The 20,720-nt window shown below is 38.3% G+C and carries 15 protein-coding genes; 14 read left to right on the top strand and 1 reads right to left on the bottom strand.

The window, feature by feature from the left end; all coding sequences use genetic code 11:
* Window positions 1-44: 44 nt before the first annotated feature.
* From pcrA to BG04_RS12970, 3 genes are read left to right on the top strand one after another with little or no spacing between them, the layout of a single operon-like run.
* On the top strand, window positions 45-2,270 hold the full coding sequence (pcrA, locus tag BG04_RS12960) for a DNA helicase PcrA (RefSeq protein ID WP_282958754.1): 2,226 nt from the start codon (window positions 45-47) through the stop codon (window positions 2,268-2,270).
* Window positions 2,271-2,290: 20 nt separating this feature from the next.
* Window positions 2,291-4,297: an NAD-dependent DNA ligase LigA gene (ligA, locus tag BG04_RS12965; RefSeq protein ID WP_034654681.1), complete on the top strand. Its 2,007-nt coding sequence runs from the start codon at window positions 2,291-2,293 to the stop codon at window positions 4,295-4,297.
* 13 nt (window positions 4,298-4,310) lie between these two features.
* On the top strand, window positions 4,311-5,504 hold the full coding sequence (locus BG04_RS12970) for a CamS family sex pheromone protein (protein WP_034654682.1): 1,194 nt from the start codon (window positions 4,311-4,313) through the stop codon (window positions 5,502-5,504).
* Between the two features lie 54 nt (window positions 5,505-5,558).
* Here the strand turns inward: BG04_RS12970 and BG04_RS12975 are convergent, their stop codons facing one another.
* Window positions 5,559-6,044 carry a DUF3920 family protein gene (locus BG04_RS12975; RefSeq protein WP_034654683.1) on the bottom strand — a complete coding sequence of 162 codons (486 nt, stop codon included), beginning with the start codon at window positions 6,042-6,044 and terminating at the stop codon, window positions 5,559-5,561.
* Between the two features lie 365 nt (window positions 6,045-6,409).
* Between BG04_RS12975 and gatC the strand changes: the two genes are divergently transcribed.
* From gatC to BG04_RS13030, 11 genes are all read left to right on the top strand, one after another.
* On the top strand, window positions 6,410-6,700 hold the full coding sequence (gene gatC, locus BG04_RS12980) for an Asp-tRNA(Asn)/Glu-tRNA(Gln) amidotransferase subunit GatC (protein WP_016762781.1): 291 nt from the start codon (window positions 6,410-6,412) through the stop codon (window positions 6,698-6,700).
* 16 nt (window positions 6,701-6,716) lie between these two features.
* Window positions 6,717-8,174 carry an Asp-tRNA(Asn)/Glu-tRNA(Gln) amidotransferase subunit GatA gene (gene gatA, locus BG04_RS12985; protein WP_013055056.1) on the top strand — a complete coding sequence of 486 codons (1,458 nt, stop codon included), beginning with the start codon at window positions 6,717-6,719 and terminating at the stop codon, window positions 8,172-8,174.
* A 14-nt stretch (window positions 8,175-8,188) separates the two neighbouring features.
* The gene (gene gatB / locus BG04_RS12990) at window positions 8,189-9,619 is read left to right on the top strand and encodes an Asp-tRNA(Asn)/Glu-tRNA(Gln) amidotransferase subunit GatB (protein ID WP_013055057.1); all 1,431 of its coding nucleotides are present in this window, start codon (window positions 8,189-8,191) and stop codon (window positions 9,617-9,619) included.
* 234 nt (window positions 9,620-9,853) lie between these two features.
* Complete coding sequence (locus BG04_RS12995; protein ID WP_016762783.1) at window positions 9,854-10,786, top strand: diacylglycerol kinase; 933 nt, start codon at window positions 9,854-9,856, stop codon at window positions 10,784-10,786.
* Window positions 10,787-10,881: 95 nt separating this feature from the next.
* Window positions 10,882-12,255 (top strand): 23S rRNA (uracil(1939)-C(5))-methyltransferase RlmD, encoded by a 1,374-nt coding sequence (gene rlmD / locus BG04_RS13000; protein WP_034654686.1) that lies wholly within the window; start codon window positions 10,882-10,884, stop codon window positions 12,253-12,255.
* A 194-nt stretch (window positions 12,256-12,449) separates the two neighbouring features.
* Entirely contained in the window at window positions 12,450-14,621 is a 2,172-nt protein-coding gene (locus BG04_RS29080) for a S8 family serine peptidase (protein WP_051975642.1), read from the top strand.
* A gap of 80 nt (window positions 14,622-14,701) precedes the next feature.
* The gene (locus tag BG04_RS13010) at window positions 14,702-15,349 is read left to right on the top strand and encodes a hypothetical protein (protein ID WP_034654688.1); all 648 of its coding nucleotides are present in this window, start codon (window positions 14,702-14,704) and stop codon (window positions 15,347-15,349) included.
* Window positions 15,350-15,565: 216 nt separating this feature from the next.
* Window positions 15,566-16,381 (top strand): YitT family protein, encoded by an 816-nt coding sequence (locus BG04_RS13015; RefSeq protein ID WP_013055060.1) that lies wholly within the window; start codon window positions 15,566-15,568, stop codon window positions 16,379-16,381.
* A 195-nt stretch (window positions 16,382-16,576) separates the two neighbouring features.
* Window positions 16,577-19,315, top strand: coding sequence for a GTPase domain-containing protein (locus BG04_RS13020; RefSeq protein ID WP_034654690.1), 2,739 nt, complete (start codon window positions 16,577-16,579; stop codon window positions 19,313-19,315).
* A 13-nt stretch (window positions 19,316-19,328) separates the two neighbouring features.
* Entirely contained in the window at window positions 19,329-19,559 is a 231-nt protein-coding gene (locus BG04_RS13025) for a helix-turn-helix domain-containing protein (RefSeq protein ID WP_013055062.1), read from the top strand.
* A gap of 172 nt (window positions 19,560-19,731) precedes the next feature.
* Window positions 19,732-20,715 carry a BMP family ABC transporter substrate-binding protein gene (locus BG04_RS13030; protein WP_016762788.1) on the top strand — a complete coding sequence of 328 codons (984 nt, stop codon included), beginning with the start codon at window positions 19,732-19,734 and terminating at the stop codon, window positions 20,713-20,715.
* Window positions 20,716-20,720 lie beyond the last annotated feature (5 nt).

Here is a 20,720-nt window from a genome sequence, read left to right on the forward strand (position 1 = left end):
TAAAGTAGAATAGAGAATATATGTTCGATATAGGCGGTGAAAACGTGAATTTTTTAAGTGAAAAATTATTAACAGGATTAAACCCTCAGCAACAAGAGGCAGTTAAAACGACAGACGGACCACTATTACTTATGGCCGGTGCAGGAAGTGGAAAAACACGTGTATTAACGCATCGAATTGCGTTTTTAATGGCAGAAAAAGAAGTTGCACCTTGGAATATTTTAGCCATTACTTTTACAAACAAAGCAGCTCGTGAAATGAGAGAGCGTGTTTCAAATATCGTTGGCGGAGTGGCAGAAGATATCTGGATTTCAACGTTCCACTCGATGTGCGTGCGTATTTTACGAAGAGATATTGATCGTATTGGCTTTAATCGTAACTTTACGATTTTAGATTCAACGGATCAGCTTTCCGTTATTAAAAATATTTTAAAAGACCAAAACATCGATCCAAAAAAATTCGATCCGCGCTCGTTATTAGGAAGCATTAGTTCAGCTAAAAATGAACTGAAAGTAGCGGAAGAATTTGATAAAACAGCAACGGGACCTTATGAAGAAGTTGTAAGCAAAGTCTACAAAGAGTATGAAAAGCGTTTAAAGAAAAACCAAGCGCTCGATTTTGATGATTTGATTATGACAACGATTCAGCTATTTAAACGAGTTCCTGAAGTGTTAACTTACTATCAGCGCAAGTTTCAATATATTCATGTGGACGAGTATCAAGATACAAATCATGCACAGTATATGCTGGTTCGCTTGCTAGCTGCAAGATTTGAAAATGTATGCGTAGTAGGGGATTCAGATCAGTCTATTTACCGCTGGCGCGGGGCTGATATTACAAATATCTTGTCATTTGAAAAAGATTACCCAAAAGCCAAAACTATTTTGCTTGAACAAAATTATCGTTCAACTAAAACGATTTTGGCTGCGGCAAACGGCGTCATTGCAAACAATATGAATCGTAAAGTGAAAAACTTATGGACGGAAAACGATGAAGGCCAGAAGATTTATCATTACCAAGCAATGAGTGAGCATGATGAGGCACAGTTTGTAGCACGTAAAATTAAAGAAGCAGTAGACAGCGGAAAGCGTAAATACAGTGATTTTGCCATTTTGTATCGTACAAATGCACAGTCTCGTGTGATGGAGGAAGTGCTGTTAAAATCCAATATTAATTATACAATTGTCGGCGGCATTAAGTTCTACGACCGCAAAGAGATTAAAGATTTGCTTGCATACTTGCGCTTAATTGCCAACCAAGATGATGACATTAGCTTAGCTCGTATTGTGAACGTTCCAAAGCGCGGAGTTGGAGCTACTTCAGTCGATAAAGTGGCCAATTACGGAAACGTTCATGACATTTCTATTTTCAAAGCGCTGGATGAAGTAGAATTAATGGGGTTAACAGGCAAAGCAACAAAAGCCCTTCGTGATTTCCAATCGATGATTTCGAACTTAGCTCAAATGCAAGACTATATGTCTGTTACAGAGCTTGTGGAACAAGTATTAGAAAGAACAGGATACCGTGAAGCGCTTAAAGTGGAAAAAACAATTGAAGCACAAAGCCGCTTAGAGAATATTGATGAGTTTTTATCTGTCACAAAAACGTTTGAAGAAGCAAGTGAAGATAAAAGCTTAGTAGCATTTTTAACCGATTTAGCACTTGTTGCTGATATCGATAAGCTTGAAGACGAGGAAGAAGAAGAGAACGAACAAGTGATTCTGATGACGCTTCACTCGGCAAAAGGTCTAGAGTTCCCGGTTGTTTTTCTAATGGGTATGGAAGAAGGCGTATTCCCTCATAGCCGATCATTATTCGAAGATAATGAAATGGAAGAGGAACGACGCTTAGCCTACGTAGGGATTACGCGTGCTGAACAAGAATTGTATTTATTAAATGCTCAAATGCGCACACTATTTGGTAAAACAAACGTTAATCCAAAATCCCGCTTCATTGGAGAAATCCCAAGCGAGCTTGTGGAATCTTTAAATGAAGCAATGCGCAAACCTGCTGCTGGTCGTTCAGGGGCTTCAGCTTCGCCGTTTGCAGCGCGCCGACAAGCGGCCGTGGCAAAAACGAAGCTTGTGTCAACAGGCAGTGAATCAATTGGATGGAGCGTTGGAGATAAGGCCGAGCATAAAAAATGGGGAATTGGTACAGTTGTAAGTGTAAAAGGAGAAGGAGATTCAAAAGAATTAGACATTGCTTTTCCTAGTCCTACAGGTGTAAAAAGACTGCTTGCTAAATTTGCCCCGGTTACGAAAGTGTAATCGTGAAAAGGAGCTAGAATATGGAGTTTGAGACAGCAAAATCCCGCGTTCAAGAATTACGTGACTTATTAAATCAATATGGCTATGAATATTATGTGTTAGATCAGCCATCTGTTCCAGATGCAGAATACGATAAATTAATGAATGAGTTAATTGAGATAGAAGAATCATTTCCAGAATTAAAAACAGCTGACTCACCTACTCAGCGCATCGGCGGCCAAGTGCTCGATGCGTTTGAGAAGGTTCAGCATCAAACGTCTATGCTAAGTTTAGGAAATGCATTTAATGAAGAAGACCTTCGGGATTTTGATCGCCGAGTGCGCCAAGCCGTTGGAGATGAGTTTTCTTATGTATGCGAACTTAAGATTGACGGTCTTGCTGTATCTCTTCGCTATGAAGATGGATACTTAGTGCTGGGGGCTACGCGCGGAGACGGTACGACTGGTGAAAATATTACTGAAAACTTAAAAACAATTCGCTCTATTCCACTGCGAATTAAAGAACCGTTATCAATGGAAGTTCGCGGAGAAGCATTTATGCCGAGAAAATCATTCAAAGCACTTAATGAAGCAAAAATGGAAAGGGATGAGGTTCCGTTTGCTAACCCGCGTAACGCAGCTGCAGGCTCACTGCGTCAGCTAGATCCTAAAATTGCGGCAAAACGTAATTTAGATATCTTTGTATATGCCATGACTGATACAGGAGAATTAGAAATCGACTCTCACAGCGAAAGTTTGAATTTACTCGATGAGCTTGGTTTTAAAACAAATAAGGAAAGACAGACATGTGAAACCATTGATGATGTGATTGCTTACATCGAAAGCTGGCAAACGCAACGTCCAGAACTATCTTATGATATTGATGGCATTGTTGTAAAAGTAGATTCATTTGATCAGCAGGCTGAGCTTGGAACAACGGCCAAAAGTCCACGTTGGGCTATTGCTTATAAGTTTCCTGCTGAAGAAGTTGTAACCAAGCTTGTAAATATTGAGCTGACGGTAGGCCGTACAGGTGTCATTACGCCAACAGCTATTTTGGAGCCTGTTCAAGTAGCAGGTACGACGGTACAGCGTGCGTCTCTTCACAATGAAGATTTGATTCGTGAAAAAGACATTCGCATCGGAGATTATGTCGTAGTGAAAAAAGCAGGAGATATTATTCCTGAGGTAGTGAATGTGATTGAGGAGAAGCGAACGGGAGAAGAGCAAGAGTTTACGATGCCTACTCACTGTCCGGAATGTGAAAGTGAACTGGTGCGTTTAGAAGAAGAAGTTGCGCTTCGCTGCATTAATCCAAGCTGTCCTGCTCAAATTCGTGAAGGACTTATTCATTTCGTGTCCCGCAATGCGATGAACATTGATGGACTTGGTGAAAAAGTTATATCGCAATTATTTCGCGAACAGTTAATTAAAGACGTAGCGGATATTTATACGCTGACAAAACATCAGTTAATCGAGCTTGAGCGCATGGGTGAGAAATCTGCTGATAATTTGATTGCAGCCATCGAAGCATCGAAAGAAAATTCGCTTGAGCGTTTGCTTTTTGGTTTGGGCATTCGCCATGTCGGAGCAAAAGCTGCAAAGACGTTAGCTCAGCACTTTGAAACCATAGACAAGTTAACAAAAGCAACGTATGATGAATTAGTGGCAATTAATGAAATTGGTGCCAAAATGGCTGATGCTATTGTTGCTTACTTTACACAAGAAGAGGTTCAAGAACTTATACATGAATTAAAAGAGTATGGAGTAAACCTTACATACAAAGGACCCAAGCTTGTAAGTGTAGAAAATGTAGATTCTGTTTTTGCTGGTAAAACCGTTGTATTAACAGGTAAGCTTGAACAGCTATCTCGCAATGAGGCAAAAGCACGAATTGAAGCACTTGGCGGTAAAGTCACAGGAAGCGTAAGTAAAAAGACAGACCTTGTTGTGGCAGGGGAAGAGGCTGGTTCCAAACTGACAAAAGCTAACGAGCTTGAAATTGAAGTATGGGATGAGGCAAGGCTACTTACGGAATTAAATAAATAAGAGGTGTGTGTAGTTGAAAAAGATATTGTTACTTTCTCTTGCGGTCATGCTTGTAACTTCAGCGTGTGCACCGAATCTTTCGGACGATAAAGAGACTGTTCAACAAACCAACAACAAGAAAGAAAAAGCAGTTATTCCGAAGTATAGTATTTCAGATGATTATTACCGAACAATTCTTCCATTTAAAGCGGGAGTGGCAAGAGGCTTAGTCGCAGCAAACTTAAACAACCGCTTGGATGCGCAAGAATTTGAAACAGGCTTAATGCGCTTATCGACAGATAGCTATTCTCCGAAAAAATATGTGTATCAAGAAGGCCAGTACCTTGATAAAGATACTATTCGCTCATGGTTAAGCCGTAAGCTGAGCGATAAACAGTTTAAAGATCTTCAAAGTAAAACAAAAGATAAGACGGCGAAAAAGAAGCTTAAAAACAATGGGTTAAATCCAATCGATACGGAAAAAGGCGATTTGAAAACTCGTAACGAAACAAGCCCAATGTACTTAGCGAACATTACTGAGCAAGATTACCTTATCCAAGACGGAGACGACAAGGTAAAACTTGGAGGCGTCACAATTGGCCTGGCGATGAATTCCGTTCATTATTATACAGAAGAAAATGGCTATGCTCGTGAAGTGAAGCTTACAAATAAAGAGATTGAAGCCCAAGGAAAGCAAATGGCAGATGAGATTGTTAAGCGTATGCGCGACATCAAAGGCCTAGAAAATGTGCCAGTTCGAGTAGCGCTATTCAAACAAAGTGCTAAGTCTTCTTTAACACCGGGTAACTTTATAGCTGTCGGAAATGCAGGTTCAAATGATACGGCCGTTGGCAGCTGGGATAATTTAGACGAGCAATATTATTTATTCCCATCATCAGATGCAACAAAAGATCATCGAGACGATGCGATGAAATTTGATGAGTTTAAAGCGCAAATCGAAGACTACTTCCCGAACTTTACAAGCGTAGTAGGGAAAGGGTATTACAAAGATGGACAGCTTCAAAAGATGACGATTGATATTCCCGTACAATTTTACGGAAAAGGTGAAATTGTAGGATTTACTCAGTACGTTGCTGGTTTAATGCTTGATCATTTCCCTTCATATATGGAAACGAGTATCTCTATTAACTCAGTAAGCGGACCGGAAGCTCTCATTGTTAGAAAAGCAGATGAAGACAAGCCGTTCGTTCATATTTACGAAGAGTAAGCAAAAAAGACACTGCTCAAGCAGTGTCTTTTTCTAATTCTATGAGATTGCCTCCTATGAAGGAATGGCGTGAGAATTTTGTCTTGTAAACTTAGCAAGATAATAAGCAGCAAATGCAAACGCATCTTGTTCGGTTGTCCGCTCTTCATACGGGCGCTTTTTATCAAGCTCAAATTCTTTCTGATAATAAGGGATGTGATCTTGAATATAGTGGCGCAGCTCGTGAAAGATCGTTTCAACAAGCGGAAGATAGTCCTCAAATTTAAAAATAAATATAATGCCGACTTCTCGCCAGTAAACGCCTGATGCAAACTGCAGGTATTCTGCTTCTTCTTCTCCAAGAGCAGAGACAATTTTATTGGCTTCGCATGAATCACAAAAAATGATAGGAATATGAAAGGCTTTATTTAAACAAGCAAAAACATCTTTTTGCAAGGTGGGCAAATCCCACTTGAATTCTTCATCTAATACAAACCATCTTCCGCTTTGCTGATACACAGGGCGCTGGTGGATGACTGACTGTATAAGTATTTTATTCAATTTTTATAGCACCTCTTTTACGGTAAAGTAGTTATTCGTTTTCTTTACTTTCCCAAAGACTAGTGAAATTAAAACATGGTGGTGTGTTCATCTGAAGCATGTTTCTCTTTCTATCTATCTTTTCTAAAAAGAAGGTTATTTTATACCTATGCCAGAGAGAAATATTTTATGATAAAGGAAAAGTATGGAATGTTGTTTGAATGAAATAGATTTGGTATAAAATAGAAGTGATAAATGTAAGCCCTGTCTTGCCTGGCGGGGTTTTTAATATTTTAGGAACTAGTCTCAGAAATGTTGCCTGTTGCTAGTGAAGTTTGGTATTATCAGTATATTGTAGTGGGACGAATATTCGGAGGTGAAGGAACATGTCAAGAATTTCTGTTGATCAAGTAAAACACGTTGCAAACTTAGCGAGACTTGCGGTGACGGATGACGAAGCTGAACTATTTACAAAACAATTAGATGCTATTATTACATATGCAGAACAATTAGATGAGTTAGATACTACAAATGTAAAACCAACTTCTCACGTATTGAATATGAAAAACGTAATGCGTGAAGATAAGCCAGCTAAAGGTTTACCAATTGAAGACGTAGTGAAAAATGCACCAGACCACAAGGATGGCTACATTCGAGTACCAACTATTTTAGAATAAGGAAGGAGGCTTTACGATGTCTTTATTCGATCGTAAACTTTCAGAACTACATAGCCTTTTACACAAGAAAGAAGTACGTGTACAAGATTTAGTAGACGAATCATATAAACGTATTAATGAAGTAGATGATAAAGTAGGTGCGTTCTTAGCGCTTAATGAAGACAATGCTCGTGCTTATGCAAAAGAGCTAGATGAAGCACTACAAACAAAAGATGAATTTGGCCTATTATTTGGTATGCCAATCGGTGTAAAAGATAATATTGTCACAAAAGATTTACGTACAACTTGTTCTAGTAAAATTCTAGCAAACTTTGATCCGATTTATGATGCAACAGTTGTTCAAAAATTGCAGGCAGCTGAAGCGGTAACAATCGGTAAATTAAATATGGATGAATTCGCAATGGGTTCGTCAACTGAAAACTCAGGTCTTCAGTTAACGCGCAACCCATGGAATTTAGATTACGTACCAGGTGGATCTAGCGGTGGTTCAGCTGCAGCTGTAGCAGCAGGTGAAGTTCCGTTTTCTTTAGGTTCTGATACAGGTGGTTCAATTCGTCAGCCAGCTGCTTATTGCGGTGTTGTCGGATTAAAACCAACGTATGGTCGCGTATCTCGTTACGGATTGGTGGCATTTGCATCTTCTTTAGATCAAATCGGACCAATCACAAATTCTGTTGAAGATAATGCATACTTACTTCAAGCAATTTCAGGCGTAGACCCAATGGACTCTACTTCTGCTAATGTTGATGTACCGGATTATGTATCTGCTTTAACAGGTGACGTAAAAGGTCTTAAAATTGCTGTTCCAAAAGAATACTTAGGCGAAGGTGTGGGCGAGGAAGCTCGCCAGTCTGTTTTAGATGCACTAAAAGTGTTAGAAGGACTAGGCGCAACTTGGGAAGAAGTATCGCTTCCACACTCTAAATACGCATTAGCTACGTATTATCTATTATCTTCTTCTGAAGCGTCTGCTAACTTATCTCGTTTTGACGGCGTTCGCTACGGATATCGTACAGATAATGCTGAGAACTTAATCGAAATGTACAAGCAGTCTCGAAGCGAAGGCTTTGGAAACGAAGTAAAACGCCGTATCATGCTTGGAACGTTTGCGTTAAGCTCTGGTTATTATGATGCTTACTACAAAAAAGCACAGCAAGTACGTACGTTAATTAAGCAAGACTTTGAGTCTGTATTTGAAAACTATGACGTTATCATCGGACCAACTACACCAACTCCATCATTCAAAATTGGTGAGAAAACAGACGATCCATTAACAATGTATGCAAACGATATTTTAACAATCCCAGTAAACCTTGCTGGAGTACCTGGTATTTCTGTGCCTTGCGGCTTATCAAATGGATTGCCATTAGGGTTACAAATTATCGGTAAGCATTTCGACGAAAGCACAATCTATCGTGTTGCTCATGCATTCGAACAAGCAACTGAGCATCATAAAGCGAAACCAGCACTGTAAGGGGTGAGATAAAGATGAACTTTGAAACGATTATTGGTCTTGAAGTACACGTTGAGCTTAAGACAAAATCTAAAATTTTCTCAGCAAGTCCAAACGCATTTGGTGCGGCTCCAAATGCTAACACAAGTGTAATTGACTTAGGTTATCCTGGCGTATTACCTGTGTTAAACAAAGAAGCAGTTGATTTTGCGATGAAAGCAGCGCTTGCGCTAAACTGTGAAATCGCAACAGATACAAAGTTTGACCGTAAAAACTATTTCTATCCGGATAACCCAAAAGCTTATCAAATCTCTCAATTTGATAAACCAATTGGCGAGAACGGTTGGATTGAAGTAGAAGTTAAAGGTGAAACGAAGCGTATTCGTATCAACCGACTTCATTTAGAAGAAGATGCTGGTAAGCTAACGCATACGGGCGATGGCTATTCACTAGTAGACTTCAACCGTCAAGGTACACCTCTAATTGAGATTGTATCAGAAGCAGATATGCGTTCTCCTGAAGAAGCATATGCTTATTTAGAAAAATTAAAATCAATTATTCAATATACAGGCGTATCTGATTGTAAAATGGAAGAAGGTTCACTTCGCTGTGATGCCAATATCTCTTTACGTCCAGTTGGACAAGAAGAGTTCGGTACAAAAGCTGAGTTAAAGAACTTAAACTCATTTAACTATGTGCGCCGCGGTCTTGAACACGAAGAAATTCGTCAAGAAAAAGTGTTATTGTCTGGTGGCTTAATCGAGCAAGAAACACGCCGTTTTGACGAGTCTACGGGCGAAACAATTCTAATGCGTGTAAAAGAAGGATCTGACGACTACCGCTACTTCCCAGAGCCTGACTTATTAGAATTACACATCGACGAAGAGTGGAAAGAACGCGTTCGTGCTTCGATTCCTGAACTTCCAGATGCTCGTAAAAAGCGCTATGTAGAAGAGCTTGGCTTACCTGCTTATGATGCAATGGTATTAACGCTAACAAAAGAAATGTCTGATTTCTTTGAAGCAACGCTTGCTGCGGGCGGAGACGCGAAGCTATCTTCTAACTGGTTAATGGGTGAAGTTTCTGCTTACTTAAACTCAAACCAAAAAGAACTTTCAGATGTAGCCTTAACACCTGAAGGTCTAGCTGGTATGATTCAATTAATTCAAGAAGGTACAATTTCGTCTAAAATTGCGAAAAAAGTATTCAAAGAATTAATTGAAAATGGTGGAGATGCAAAGAAAATTGTAAAAGAAAAAGGTCTTGTACAAATTTCTGATGATGCAACTTTACGTAAATTCGTAACAGATGCATTAGATGCAAACCCTCAATCTATTGAAGATTTCAAAAACGGTAAGGATCGTGCAATTGGCTTCTTAGTTGGTCAAATTATGAAAGCTTCAAAAGGCCAAGCGAACCCACCGATGGTTAATAAAATTCTTTTAGAAGAAATTAATAAACGCTAAATTTGATAAATAAATGTGAGGTGGATATCCATCTCACATTTATTATGAGTAAGGGCGATCGCGCTGAAGGTATGAATAAAAACCGAAACGTGAATATTGTATATCAAGGTTAATTTCTTTATAATATGTTTGTTCATGCCCCCTCTTGTTGATGATGTAATGTGAGGGGGCATTCTTTCACTGATAAAAGTAGGCAAAGATTTGTGACAAATTATCATTATTAGGATGATGAATATGAAAAGAGCGAGAATTATTTATAACCCGACATCGGGCCGTGAAATTTTTAAGAAAAACTTACCGGAAGTCTTGCAAAAGCTAGAGCAAGCAGGCTACGAAACATCTTGTCATGCTACAACTTGCGCTGGTGATGCAACAGAAGCTGCTAAAGTAGCAGTAGAGCGTCGTTTTGACGTTGTAATTGCAGCCGGTGGAGACGGTACCATCAATGAAGTCGTAAACGGTATCGCTGGACAAGACTATCGTCCGCAGCTAGGTATTATTCCTGTTGGAACAACCAACGACTTTGCTCGTGCCATTAATGTGCCCCGTACGATTGAAGGCGCTATTGATGTTATTGTAGAAGGCGTAACAAAGCCAATTGACTTGGGCTGTGTAACAAACGACGGAGAAACGCATTACTTTGTAAATATCGCCGGAGGCGGCCGTTTAACTGAATTGACATATGAAGTGCCAAGCAAGTTAAAAACAATGCTTGGACAGCTAGCTTACTATTTAAAAGGCATGGAAATGCTTCCTTCTATTAAACCAACATCTGTTGAAATTGAGTATGACGGAAAATTCTTTGGCGGAGAGATTATGTTCTTCCTCGTTTCCTTAACGAACTCAGTCGGCGGTTTTGAAAAGCTGGCACCAGATTCTTCTTTAGATGACGGCATGTTTGATTTAATTATTTTAAAGAAAGCAAATTTAGCTGAATTTATTCGAATTGCGACACTTGCGCTGCGAGGAGAACACATCAATGATCCTCATATTATCTACACAAAAGCGAACCGTGTTAAAATTCATACAAATGATAAAATGCAGTTAAATCTAGATGGCGAGTACGGCGGATTATTGCCTGGGGAATTTGTAAACTTATATCGCCATGTAGAAATCTTTGTTCCAAAAGCAACAGCTGAATTGATGGAAAAAAATGAGATCGCCTAAATGCGATCTTTTTTCATGCTTTTCTTTGTTTGGCTTTCGCTCTTATGGTACAATCAGTTCAGCATTTTCAAATGACTAAAAGGATGTAACGATAAATGGAAAAATTAAAACCACCTGTAGAAAAAAATGAATATATAGATGTTGCGTTTGAAGATTTAACGCATGACGGAGCGGGTGTAGCGAAAGTGAACGGATTTCCTATTTTCGTTCAAAATGCGCTGCCCGGTGAAAGCGGCCAAGTAAAAGTTATTAAAGTAAAAAAAGGCTATGCGTTTGGCAAGCTTATCAAGCACCATACAATTAGTGAACAGCGTGTTGAAGCACCCTGTCCGGTCTACAAGCAGTGCGGAGGCTGTCAGCTGCAGCATGTAAGCTATGAAGGACAGTTGCAATTTAAACAAAAGCAAGTAAAAGACGTCATGGCGCGAATTGGTCATTTACCTGACGTTCCGGTACATTCGACGCTAGGAATGAACGATCCTTGGCGCTATCGAAACAAAGCTCAAGTTCCCGTGGCAGAACGAGAAGGCGGTTTGGTCGCTGGGTTTTACCAGCAGCGAAGCCACGACATCATTAACATGGATGCCTGTTTGATTCAGCAGCAAGCAAATGATGATGTTGTTCAAGCTGTTAAATCAATCTGTGAAAAACATGGCATTTCTGCTTATCAAGAACAAAAACATAAAGGCTCACTTCGTCATATCATGGCGCGCTACGGACTTGTAACGGGTGAAATCATGGTTGTCATTGTGACTCGTACAGCTGAGCTGCCAAACAAAAAGCGTATTATAGAAGACATTATCGAAGCCGTGCCGAACGTGAAATCAATTGTTCAAAACGTAAACAGCAAGCGCACAAACGTCATTTTAGGGAACCAAACGAACGTACTTTGGGGAGAAGAATATATTTACGATTATATCGGCGACGTTAAATTTGCCATTTCAGCAAAATCATTCTACCAAGTAAACCCTGAGCAAACGAAAGTGCTTTATGACAAAGCGCTTGAGTATGCAGATTTAACAGGAGAAGAAACGGTTATTGACGCTTACTGTGGAATCGGAACAATCTCATTATTTCTCGCTCAAAAAGCGAAAAAAGTATATGGCGTTGAAATCGTGCCTGAAGCGATTGAAGATGCAAAGCGCAACGCTGAGCTAAACGGTATTCACAACGCTGAATTTGAAGTAGGCGAAGCAGAAGTCGTCATTCCAAACTGGTACAAACAAGGTATCAAAGCGGACGTCATCGTCGTAGATCCGCCGCGAAAAGGATGCGACGAAGCTCTTTTGAATACCATCATTGACATGAAGCCGAAAAAAGTTGTCTATGTTTCATGCGGACCAGCAACTCTCGCACGTGACCTAGCTATTTTAGAAAAAGGCGGATATGAGACGGTTGAAGTTCAGCCTGTTGATATGTTTCCGCATACGACGCACGTGGAGAATGTGGCGGTGCTTACATTAAAATAAGAGGATAAATACGTAGATCGCTATCAATGAAATGATAGCGATCTTTTATTTTCCTTATAAATAAAAAGTATAAGTAAATAATTTTATAGTTCTTTTGTCGCAAAATGTCTAAAATTAAATAGTTATATTTTCTTAAAATTCTGATATTATAGGTCTGTAGTATTATTTTTACAATATTGATAAGGGGGACCTATATGAAAAAGTCTTTAAGTGCTTTATTGGGAGTAAGTTTATTAGTATCTGGATTAACGCTAGGCGCGGAGTCAAGTTATGCAGAGTCAAGTACTAATTCTAATGTAAAAAAGGCTACGCAACAGTTGAATCCTACTATCCAAATTCCTGCTAGTAAAGTGAAGAAAAAAGAAAAGAATTTATTTAGCGGTAGCTCTAAAAAAGAAACTAGAAGAGGAAAGATAACTGAAGCGGATGCAAAAAGAGGATACATAAAAGACGAAATTATTGTTAAGTTTAAAACGAATAAGTCTCTTAGTAGTTTAGGAGATAAAATAAAGGTAAAAGGGTTAAAGTTAAATAAAACGTTAGATAAAAAACTGGGAATTCAAACGTTAAAGTTTGATACGAATGTATCAACTATGAAAGAAATCTTAAAAGCCTTAAATGCTTCCAGCGCTGTGGAATATGCTGAACCTAACTATATTTATAAACCAGCCGCTGTTTCAGAGCCATATTATCAATATATGTGGGGATTAAAAAATACAGGTCAGTATATAGATGGAGTGGCAGGGAAAAAAGGTATTGATATAAACGCTGAAAGCGCTTGGGTGAAAACAAAAGGAAGCGCTAGCACTACGGTAGCTGTAATTGATACCGGTGTAGATATTTATCACCCGGATTTGAAGGATAATATTTGGAAAAATCCTGGAGAGATAGCAGGTGACGGGATAGATAATGATCGTAACGGCTATATAGATGATGTAAATGGCTGGGACTTTTATTATGATGATGATGAAGTTTATTATGATGAAGAATATGATGCTCACGGTACTCACGTAGCAGGAACGATTGGGGCTAAAGAAAATTCTACAGGAGTAATTGGTGTAGCACCAAATGTCAAAATTATGTCATTAAAATTTATTGGCCCTGATGGAGGTAGTACAGATGGTGCTATTGCCGCAATCAACTATGCAAAATCCAAAGGTGTTAAAGTGTCTAACAATTCTTGGGGTGGCGGAGAATACTCACAGGCTTTATATGATGTGATTAAAAGTTCCAATTCTACTTTTATAGCTGCGGCTGGAAATGATGGTGACAATATTGACCCTTATCCTGCTTATCCAGCTGCTTATGATTTACCTAATATTGTTTCTGTAGCAGCAATTGATAATCAAGGTAACCTGGGCGATTTTTCTAATTACGGTAGTAAAAATGTAGATGTAGCTGCACCAGGTGTCTCTGTTTTGAGCACCATTCCTGAAAATAGTTACGCTTATGGAGACGGCACATCGATGGCAGCTCCACATGTAACGGGTGTAGCATCATTGGTTTTAGCAGCAAATCCATCTTTCAGTTCTGCACAACTAAAAGATACATTGATGAAAAGTACTACAAAACTGTCATCTTTGACAGGAAAAGTTGCAAGCGGCGGTCTAGTTAACGCTGGATTAGCGGTATCAGCTGATATAGATGGAGAAATACCTGGAGTGTCTTTAAATGGAAATAGCATAAGCTCTACGTTGAACGCCTCCACAGATAAAGATGATGTATATTCAGTAAAGTTAACAAAAGGCGAAAAGTTTACAGTGTCGTTATCAGGAGCTGCAGGGACAGATTTTGATTTGTATTTGTATAATCAAAATGCAAAAACTGTAAACTCTAGCGATGGTATCGTAGCTTATTCAGAAAAGTTGAATACTTCAAGTGAAACTTTAACGTTTGTAGCGTCAGCTGATGGTACTTATTATTTAGATGTATACGCTTATAAAGGAAGCGGAAGCTATAAAGTAGATGTGAAGTACGGAGCAACTGCTGGGGTATACGAAGATACTAGTACAAATTTGGCTTATACAGGAAACTGGAGTAAAGTGTCAAACAGCAGTTCATCAGGAGGATCATACAAAGCTGTAAATGAAGCAAATGCTAGCATGCAGTTTGTATTTAATGGAACTGAAGTATCTTTAAATACGCTTAAGGATAATACCCAAGGACAAGCAAAAGTAACGCTAGACGGCACCGCTTATTGGGTTGATTTGTACGCTGATAAGCCACAGTATAAAGCTACAGTGTTTAACAAAAAAGGATTAAAAGCAGGAAAACATACTCTCAAAGTTGAATGGTCTGGAAAAGTTCATCCTGGAGCTAAAAAGACCGTAACAAAAGTAACGCTAGATTCCATTACAGTTAAATAATCTGAATATGTGTGTTGATTAGGGGCAGCTTTCACTTTAGGATGCTGTCTCTTCTTAAGTAAAAAAGAGGAGAAACCATCATGGAAAAGCAATACTTTAATTTAATTTCATTCTTTAACGGTTATGTACGGAGCTATCGAAGAATGAACTTGTCAAGTTTACATAATCGATCCATGTTCACAAAACGAGAAATTGACTATTTTGCTCATTTAGGGGAGTTGTTAGGCTTTGACGCCTTTATTGAAGACTCTAAGTTCGATTGCTTGAAAGGTCGTTCTAGACCAATGGATTTATCTTGGTGGAAATGGGATGCTCGATTTGATGACGAATACTTTTTATATTTGGCCTTACATTTAGAACGAGAAAATGTTTGGGAAAAAGATGTCGATACCATTCAAAAGTTATTTTCACAAACGAAAGAAGAATATATTCCTCATAATGTAATAGGAATTCAGTTCGTAGAGTCTTTTGAAAGGATAAAATATTTAAATGAATTGATTCTTCAAAAAAATTCCATTCAAAAGTCTAATGCTTTAATGATTTATCGATATTATGATGCTGAGATTAATTCAGAAAGAATTTATGCGTGCAGCTTTACTCCAGAAGGTATGAGTGAAGTAAGAAAAGCTATATGTGCTCAGGATCAAACGGGGTATTGGTTTATGGTATTTGAAGAAGAATATCAACAAGCTGATTTTGATAACGAGAAAATTAGTATAGAAAGATAAATGGGAAATTTGCTACATAAAAAATCAACCTATTTGAATTTAAAGCGAAAGAGGACACCGCTAAGGTTTTTTCTTTCGCTTTTTTACATTTGTCCACCCCACCAACACAGCAAATTTCTGAATATACTTTTTTTAAGGTTTTCAATATTTTAGGAATTATAATAAAGAAGCAATAAATGAAAACATTATATTTGTGGTAAGAGGTGAAGGGACATCATGTATAGAGCAATTGCTATTATAGCAGGTTCTGTGTTAATTGGATTTGCATACAATTGGTTTTTAATCCCCCATAAAGTGCTAAGCAGCGGTATTAGCGGTATTGCTATGATTATAGGAATTTTAACGCCTGCAAGCACGGGAACAATGAATTTTTTGTTGAATTTACCCCTTTTAATTATTGGTTTTATGAAGTTAGGAAAGCGGTTTGTCTTACATACGCTGCTGTCCGTTGTGGCTTTATCAATTGCTTTATACGTGATTCCCTTGAGAGCTGTTAGTACAGATCCTATTCTGTCAGCTGTTTTTGGAGGAGTTTTAACTGGAATTGGCGTAGGGTTTGTTTTTCGTCAGTCAGCTTCGACAGGTGGATTTGATATTATTGCGATGCTTCTTACGCATAAAAAAGAATTTCCTCTTGGCGCTATATTATCAGCGATGAATGCCGTGGTTGTATTTGTTTCAGGTTTCTTTGTGAATTGGGACGCGGCTTTATATACGATGCTTTCGATTTTCGTCACAGGAAAAGTAGTGGATGCGATTCATACTCGCCATATTAAGCTTACCTTAACCATTATTACGAGAAAAGGCGAAGAAATGAAGCAGCAGCTTCTTACCAATTTAGTGCGCGGCGTGACGTTAATGAACGGTGAAGGAGCTTATTCAAGAGAAGACCGTAAAATATTAATGACGGTGATTTCGCGCTATGAGCTTGCAAACCTCAAGCAGTTAATTCAATCGGTGGATCCCGAAGCTTTCGTAAATATTACGGAAACGGTAGAAGTAATGGGGCTGTTTCGACGGGATGCTTATTAATATATTTGTTATTTCAGCACGGATTTATGATAAATAGCCATTTTTATAGTATAAAAGTTATAAAAAAAGCCTTAAGAGTAGTTCTTGAGGCTTTTTTTGCGTAAAATATGAGTAAGAAAATATCGTGTATGAAAAGTATAAAAAAGGGAATTTGATAGAGTACATAAAATATTGACATCAAAAAGGAGAGACTATATGACGGTAGAATATCAGTTAACGAAAAAGAAATATTACGAAACGTTTATGCAAGAAAATGAAAATCAGCCGCCTGTAAAAGTCCTTGGACAAGCTTATTACGAAGAGCAGCAAAAAGAGTGGTACGACTTATCGCTCATTCGCTTAGCGCAGGGAGAAGTGTACTTCCATAACCAAGATTTTGAATCCGCGATTTTTAAGTGGGAGAATGTAAATGGCGAGTTTAAGCTGTGGGCGAAGAAAAATACAGCCGACGCACATTATGAATTGGGGTTGTCTACGCTCGCTGAAGAGCTTTACCTATCCATCGAAACGGATTCAAAAGTATTAAAAGCTGAAATAGCGCTAAAGCTGTTTTCACTTTATACGGATCATAACAATATTGAACGAGCTTATGAAGTCATTAACGAGCTGGTTGCTTCTCAGCCAGATTATCCAAACGTCACGGCGATTGCACGCAGATTTTATGAAGAGCAAGAAGACTTTAACAGCGCAGTGGAGCTTGCGGTAGATGAGTGTATTCGGACAGAATCGTTGAATTGGTTTGCGGTATTAAAGACTTACGTAGATAAAGGATATACAGCAAACTTTATCCCTAACTATTTTTATCAAGTGATGATTGCATTTTACAAAGTGGATCAAGTGTATTTCAAACAGCTTGTCTCAGCTTTATGGAAACAATATAAGAGTCAGCCTCCTTATCTTGCTTGGATTAAAACCATCAATGATATTTTCTTGAATATTGAAGTGGGCCTCTATGATTATTGGCAAGAGATTTCAACTCTTTATCAAGAGACGTATACCGACTTGATGGAAAGTGATCATTCTGTAAAGGAATTGCATGAAGTCATTCCGAACGTATTAACAAACTGGCTTAAAATTACCAATAAGTCACGTGCGTTATTTCCGTCTGCGGCCGTGCTTTCATGGAATGAAAAGTTTCCGTCAACTATCGATACCATTACAATCGAAAATGCAGGCAGATTAATTTTTGAGGCGCGTAACGACATTGATGGTCTTGAATATCACTATAAGCTTTGCCATGGCATTATTAAATGGGCTAATGAAAATGGTTTAGAAGTGGGGCACACCTTTAAATGGTGGGTAGATTTTTTATTAGATGCTCATACGACACACTTATTAATTACAGGAACAAATGCTGCAACGTCTTCATTTGTGGGATCGATTACGGAAGAAAAGGTACCGCAAAATCACGAAACAACCTTTGTGTTCATTCATGATGAGGAAGAATCTATCCAGCAAATCGCTGATCAAGAAATCATTCCGATGGAAACGATTGACGGAGCGGAGCAATCTCCTCACCAGGCGCTTGTAGAAGTGAAACAACCTTTTATGTTTCTTGAGAAGCATAATTGTTCATGCATTGTTACGCCAAGCTTTACAGAACAAGAGGCACGTGAGCAGGATGCATTTAAATATGCTCCTTTAGCAGATGGTTTACTGTTTGTGCTTGATGCAAAAGAATCGCTGCTTGATGAAGAAAGAGAATTATTGCTGGAGATCAAAGAGCATGCGCCAAATACGCCAGTTCATTTTGTCATCAATAATATGGACAGTCTTTATAATCAAGCAACGATTGAGCGAATTACAAAAGAATTTGAAGCAAGCATTGGAGCTGATTTCCCGCAGGCGCATGTATTAGCCTATACGCCTCACTACGTATCGAGTCAGCACCACGGAGACTTGGCTCAGTTTATTAAAGCTAATTTCTATTACGATCCAAACGAAGTTGGAGTAGAAGAGCGTGCGCGCAGACTGTTGTTCTTCATTCAAAACATGCTAAAGAGCTTAGTGGAGAAGAGAAATCAAACAGAAAATCATTTGATCGAAAGTATTAAATGGAACGAAGATATGCTTGTACGATTAAATGGCTTCTTGCATCGAGTGGATGACTTAGAACAAGAAAAAGCAAGCAGTATTGTTTCGGCTTATCACGGCATCAAAGAGGATATTAGCAAAAAGCTAAAAAATAAAATTCCTCGTTTACTCAAAAAGTCTTCAGAATTAGTGAAGGAAGACAGTGATTTTAGTACGGTTCATATTGAGCTGAATAAACAAATGAATATGCGCGTGGAAGAGCACTTGCAGCAAGATGTCCTGCCCAAGTTCCGCATTTCTTTAAAGGACTGGATTGCTACATCAAATGAAGAGCTGATTGCGAGTCAAGTAGATATTGAAGAAGTAGCAGAGTCATTAAATAAGATGTACAATGAGCAAAAATTAACGTTAGCCTGCGATTTTAAAGTGCTGGACGACTGGCGCCGCGACGTTAATCGTATGGCTAATCGGGTTCAGCTGGATGAAGAAAATATTTTACTTCGCGTTAATCCAACGCAGCTCTTGTTAAAAGGAGCAGGAAAACTGTTTTCTTCCATTCTTCAAAACCAAACGCTGCTTTATAATCAATATAAAAAATACATTGAAAGTCAAGACTATCAAGATATCACGGAATCAATGCTGGCAAAGTTTTTTATGCAATTTAATTTATTTGAGAAAAATTTAGAAGTTGATATTGAACTATTCTTTGAAAAGCCAAAAGAGGTTTTAAAAGAAACGATTGAAGAAACACAGGCGCATATTAATGAAAATCAAGACGTGTTAAGTCATATGAAAGCCAATCCTGAAGCTTACTATGATCCGTTAACATTATTCCAGCTTCGCTTGCGTCAGTATGAGTTAATGGTTAAAGCTACAGAAGAAGTACACTACAACGTATAAAAGGTGGAGCAGGATGTATTTAACGATAAAAGAAGCAGCAGAGTATCTATCTTTTCCTGAAGAATATGTGCAGAAATTGATTCAAGAAGGAAAAGTACGAGCTATATTTGATGGTGAAAACTACTTATTAAATAAAGAGCAGTTTAACACCCATTTAGAGCAAATGGAAAAGTACAAAAAACAAATTGAAGAATACTTAAATGAGCCTATCCCTGAAGATATGGACGTAAAAGATGAAGATTGAAGGCAGAAGCAGAAAACAGATGTTTTCTGCTTTTTTCTTTTGGAGTGAAAGTGTTAAAAAAGGTAAGATATGAAAGAAATGTCGAAAAAAGTTGGAATTTCGTTAAAGATGTAGTCTTTTTAGATGCTTTTTTTATATAATGAAAGTATGCTAAACAAAAAGGAGAAGGTCTATGCAACGATCAAGACAGTTAAGGCTGATTTTATTGCTTGCCCTGATTGTTGTCGCTTCGTTTTTAATTATTATTATTTCGAAAACACATGGGATTATAAGTCAGCAAACGACAAAAAAAGTAGAAAACACAAGCGTTGCAATTCTCACCTCTGATGTACTGACGGATCAAAGCTGGGGCAGTCTAGCTTATAAAGGAAAAATCAACATTGAGCAGCAGTATCCTGTTTCGGCTCAAGTTATTAGCGAAGTAAATACGAACCAAAAAATGAAGGAAGCTGCTGAAAAAGTTATTCAAAATGGAACAAAAGTCGTAATTGGACATGGAAGAGAATTTTCTACCGTTTTTACAGAACTAGCTCCTAAGTATCCTCATGTTCATTTCGTCACCATTCACGGTACTTCAATGTATAAAAACCAAACTGTATATACATTTGATCAAACAAAAATAGAGCACCTGGCAGGCATGGCAGCTGCCATGAAGACAAAAACGAAAAAAATTGGATTACTCGATACATTTGCAAAAGAAAAAAATCCAGGATTTGAACAAGGAATCAAAGCGTATGATTCATCGATTGCTTTTTATTATCGAGTTGTAAACAGCCGAGACGATGGAGCAAAAGCAGTAAAGCTGCTCCGTGAGTTAAAAGATCAAGGTGTTGATATCGTCTATGCTAAAGGAAATTCGTATAATCAAGAAGTTATTCAAGAAGCAAAAACACAAGGAATGTACGTAATAGGGTATTTAGATGATCAGGCGTACATGGGTAGGTCTGTTATTTTAACCAGCGTGATCAACGATGTTCCTCAAGCTTACAACGTGATTATGAAAGACTATTTCAGTAAAAAAGGTCTTCCATCTGGAGAAGTCAAGCTTGACGCTAGGGATGGTGTTTATAAACTAGCGCCTTTTGGACCGATGTACAGTAAACGGGAAAAACAAATTTTATATTCGAAAGTTAGAATGTCTACACAGCCGAAGTAACTATG

Origin of the sequence: Priestia megaterium NBRC 15308 = ATCC 14581 (assembly GCF_000832985.1) — a bacterium.
Classification (GTDB): domain Bacteria; phylum Bacillota; class Bacilli; order Bacillales; family Bacillaceae_H; genus Priestia; species Priestia megaterium.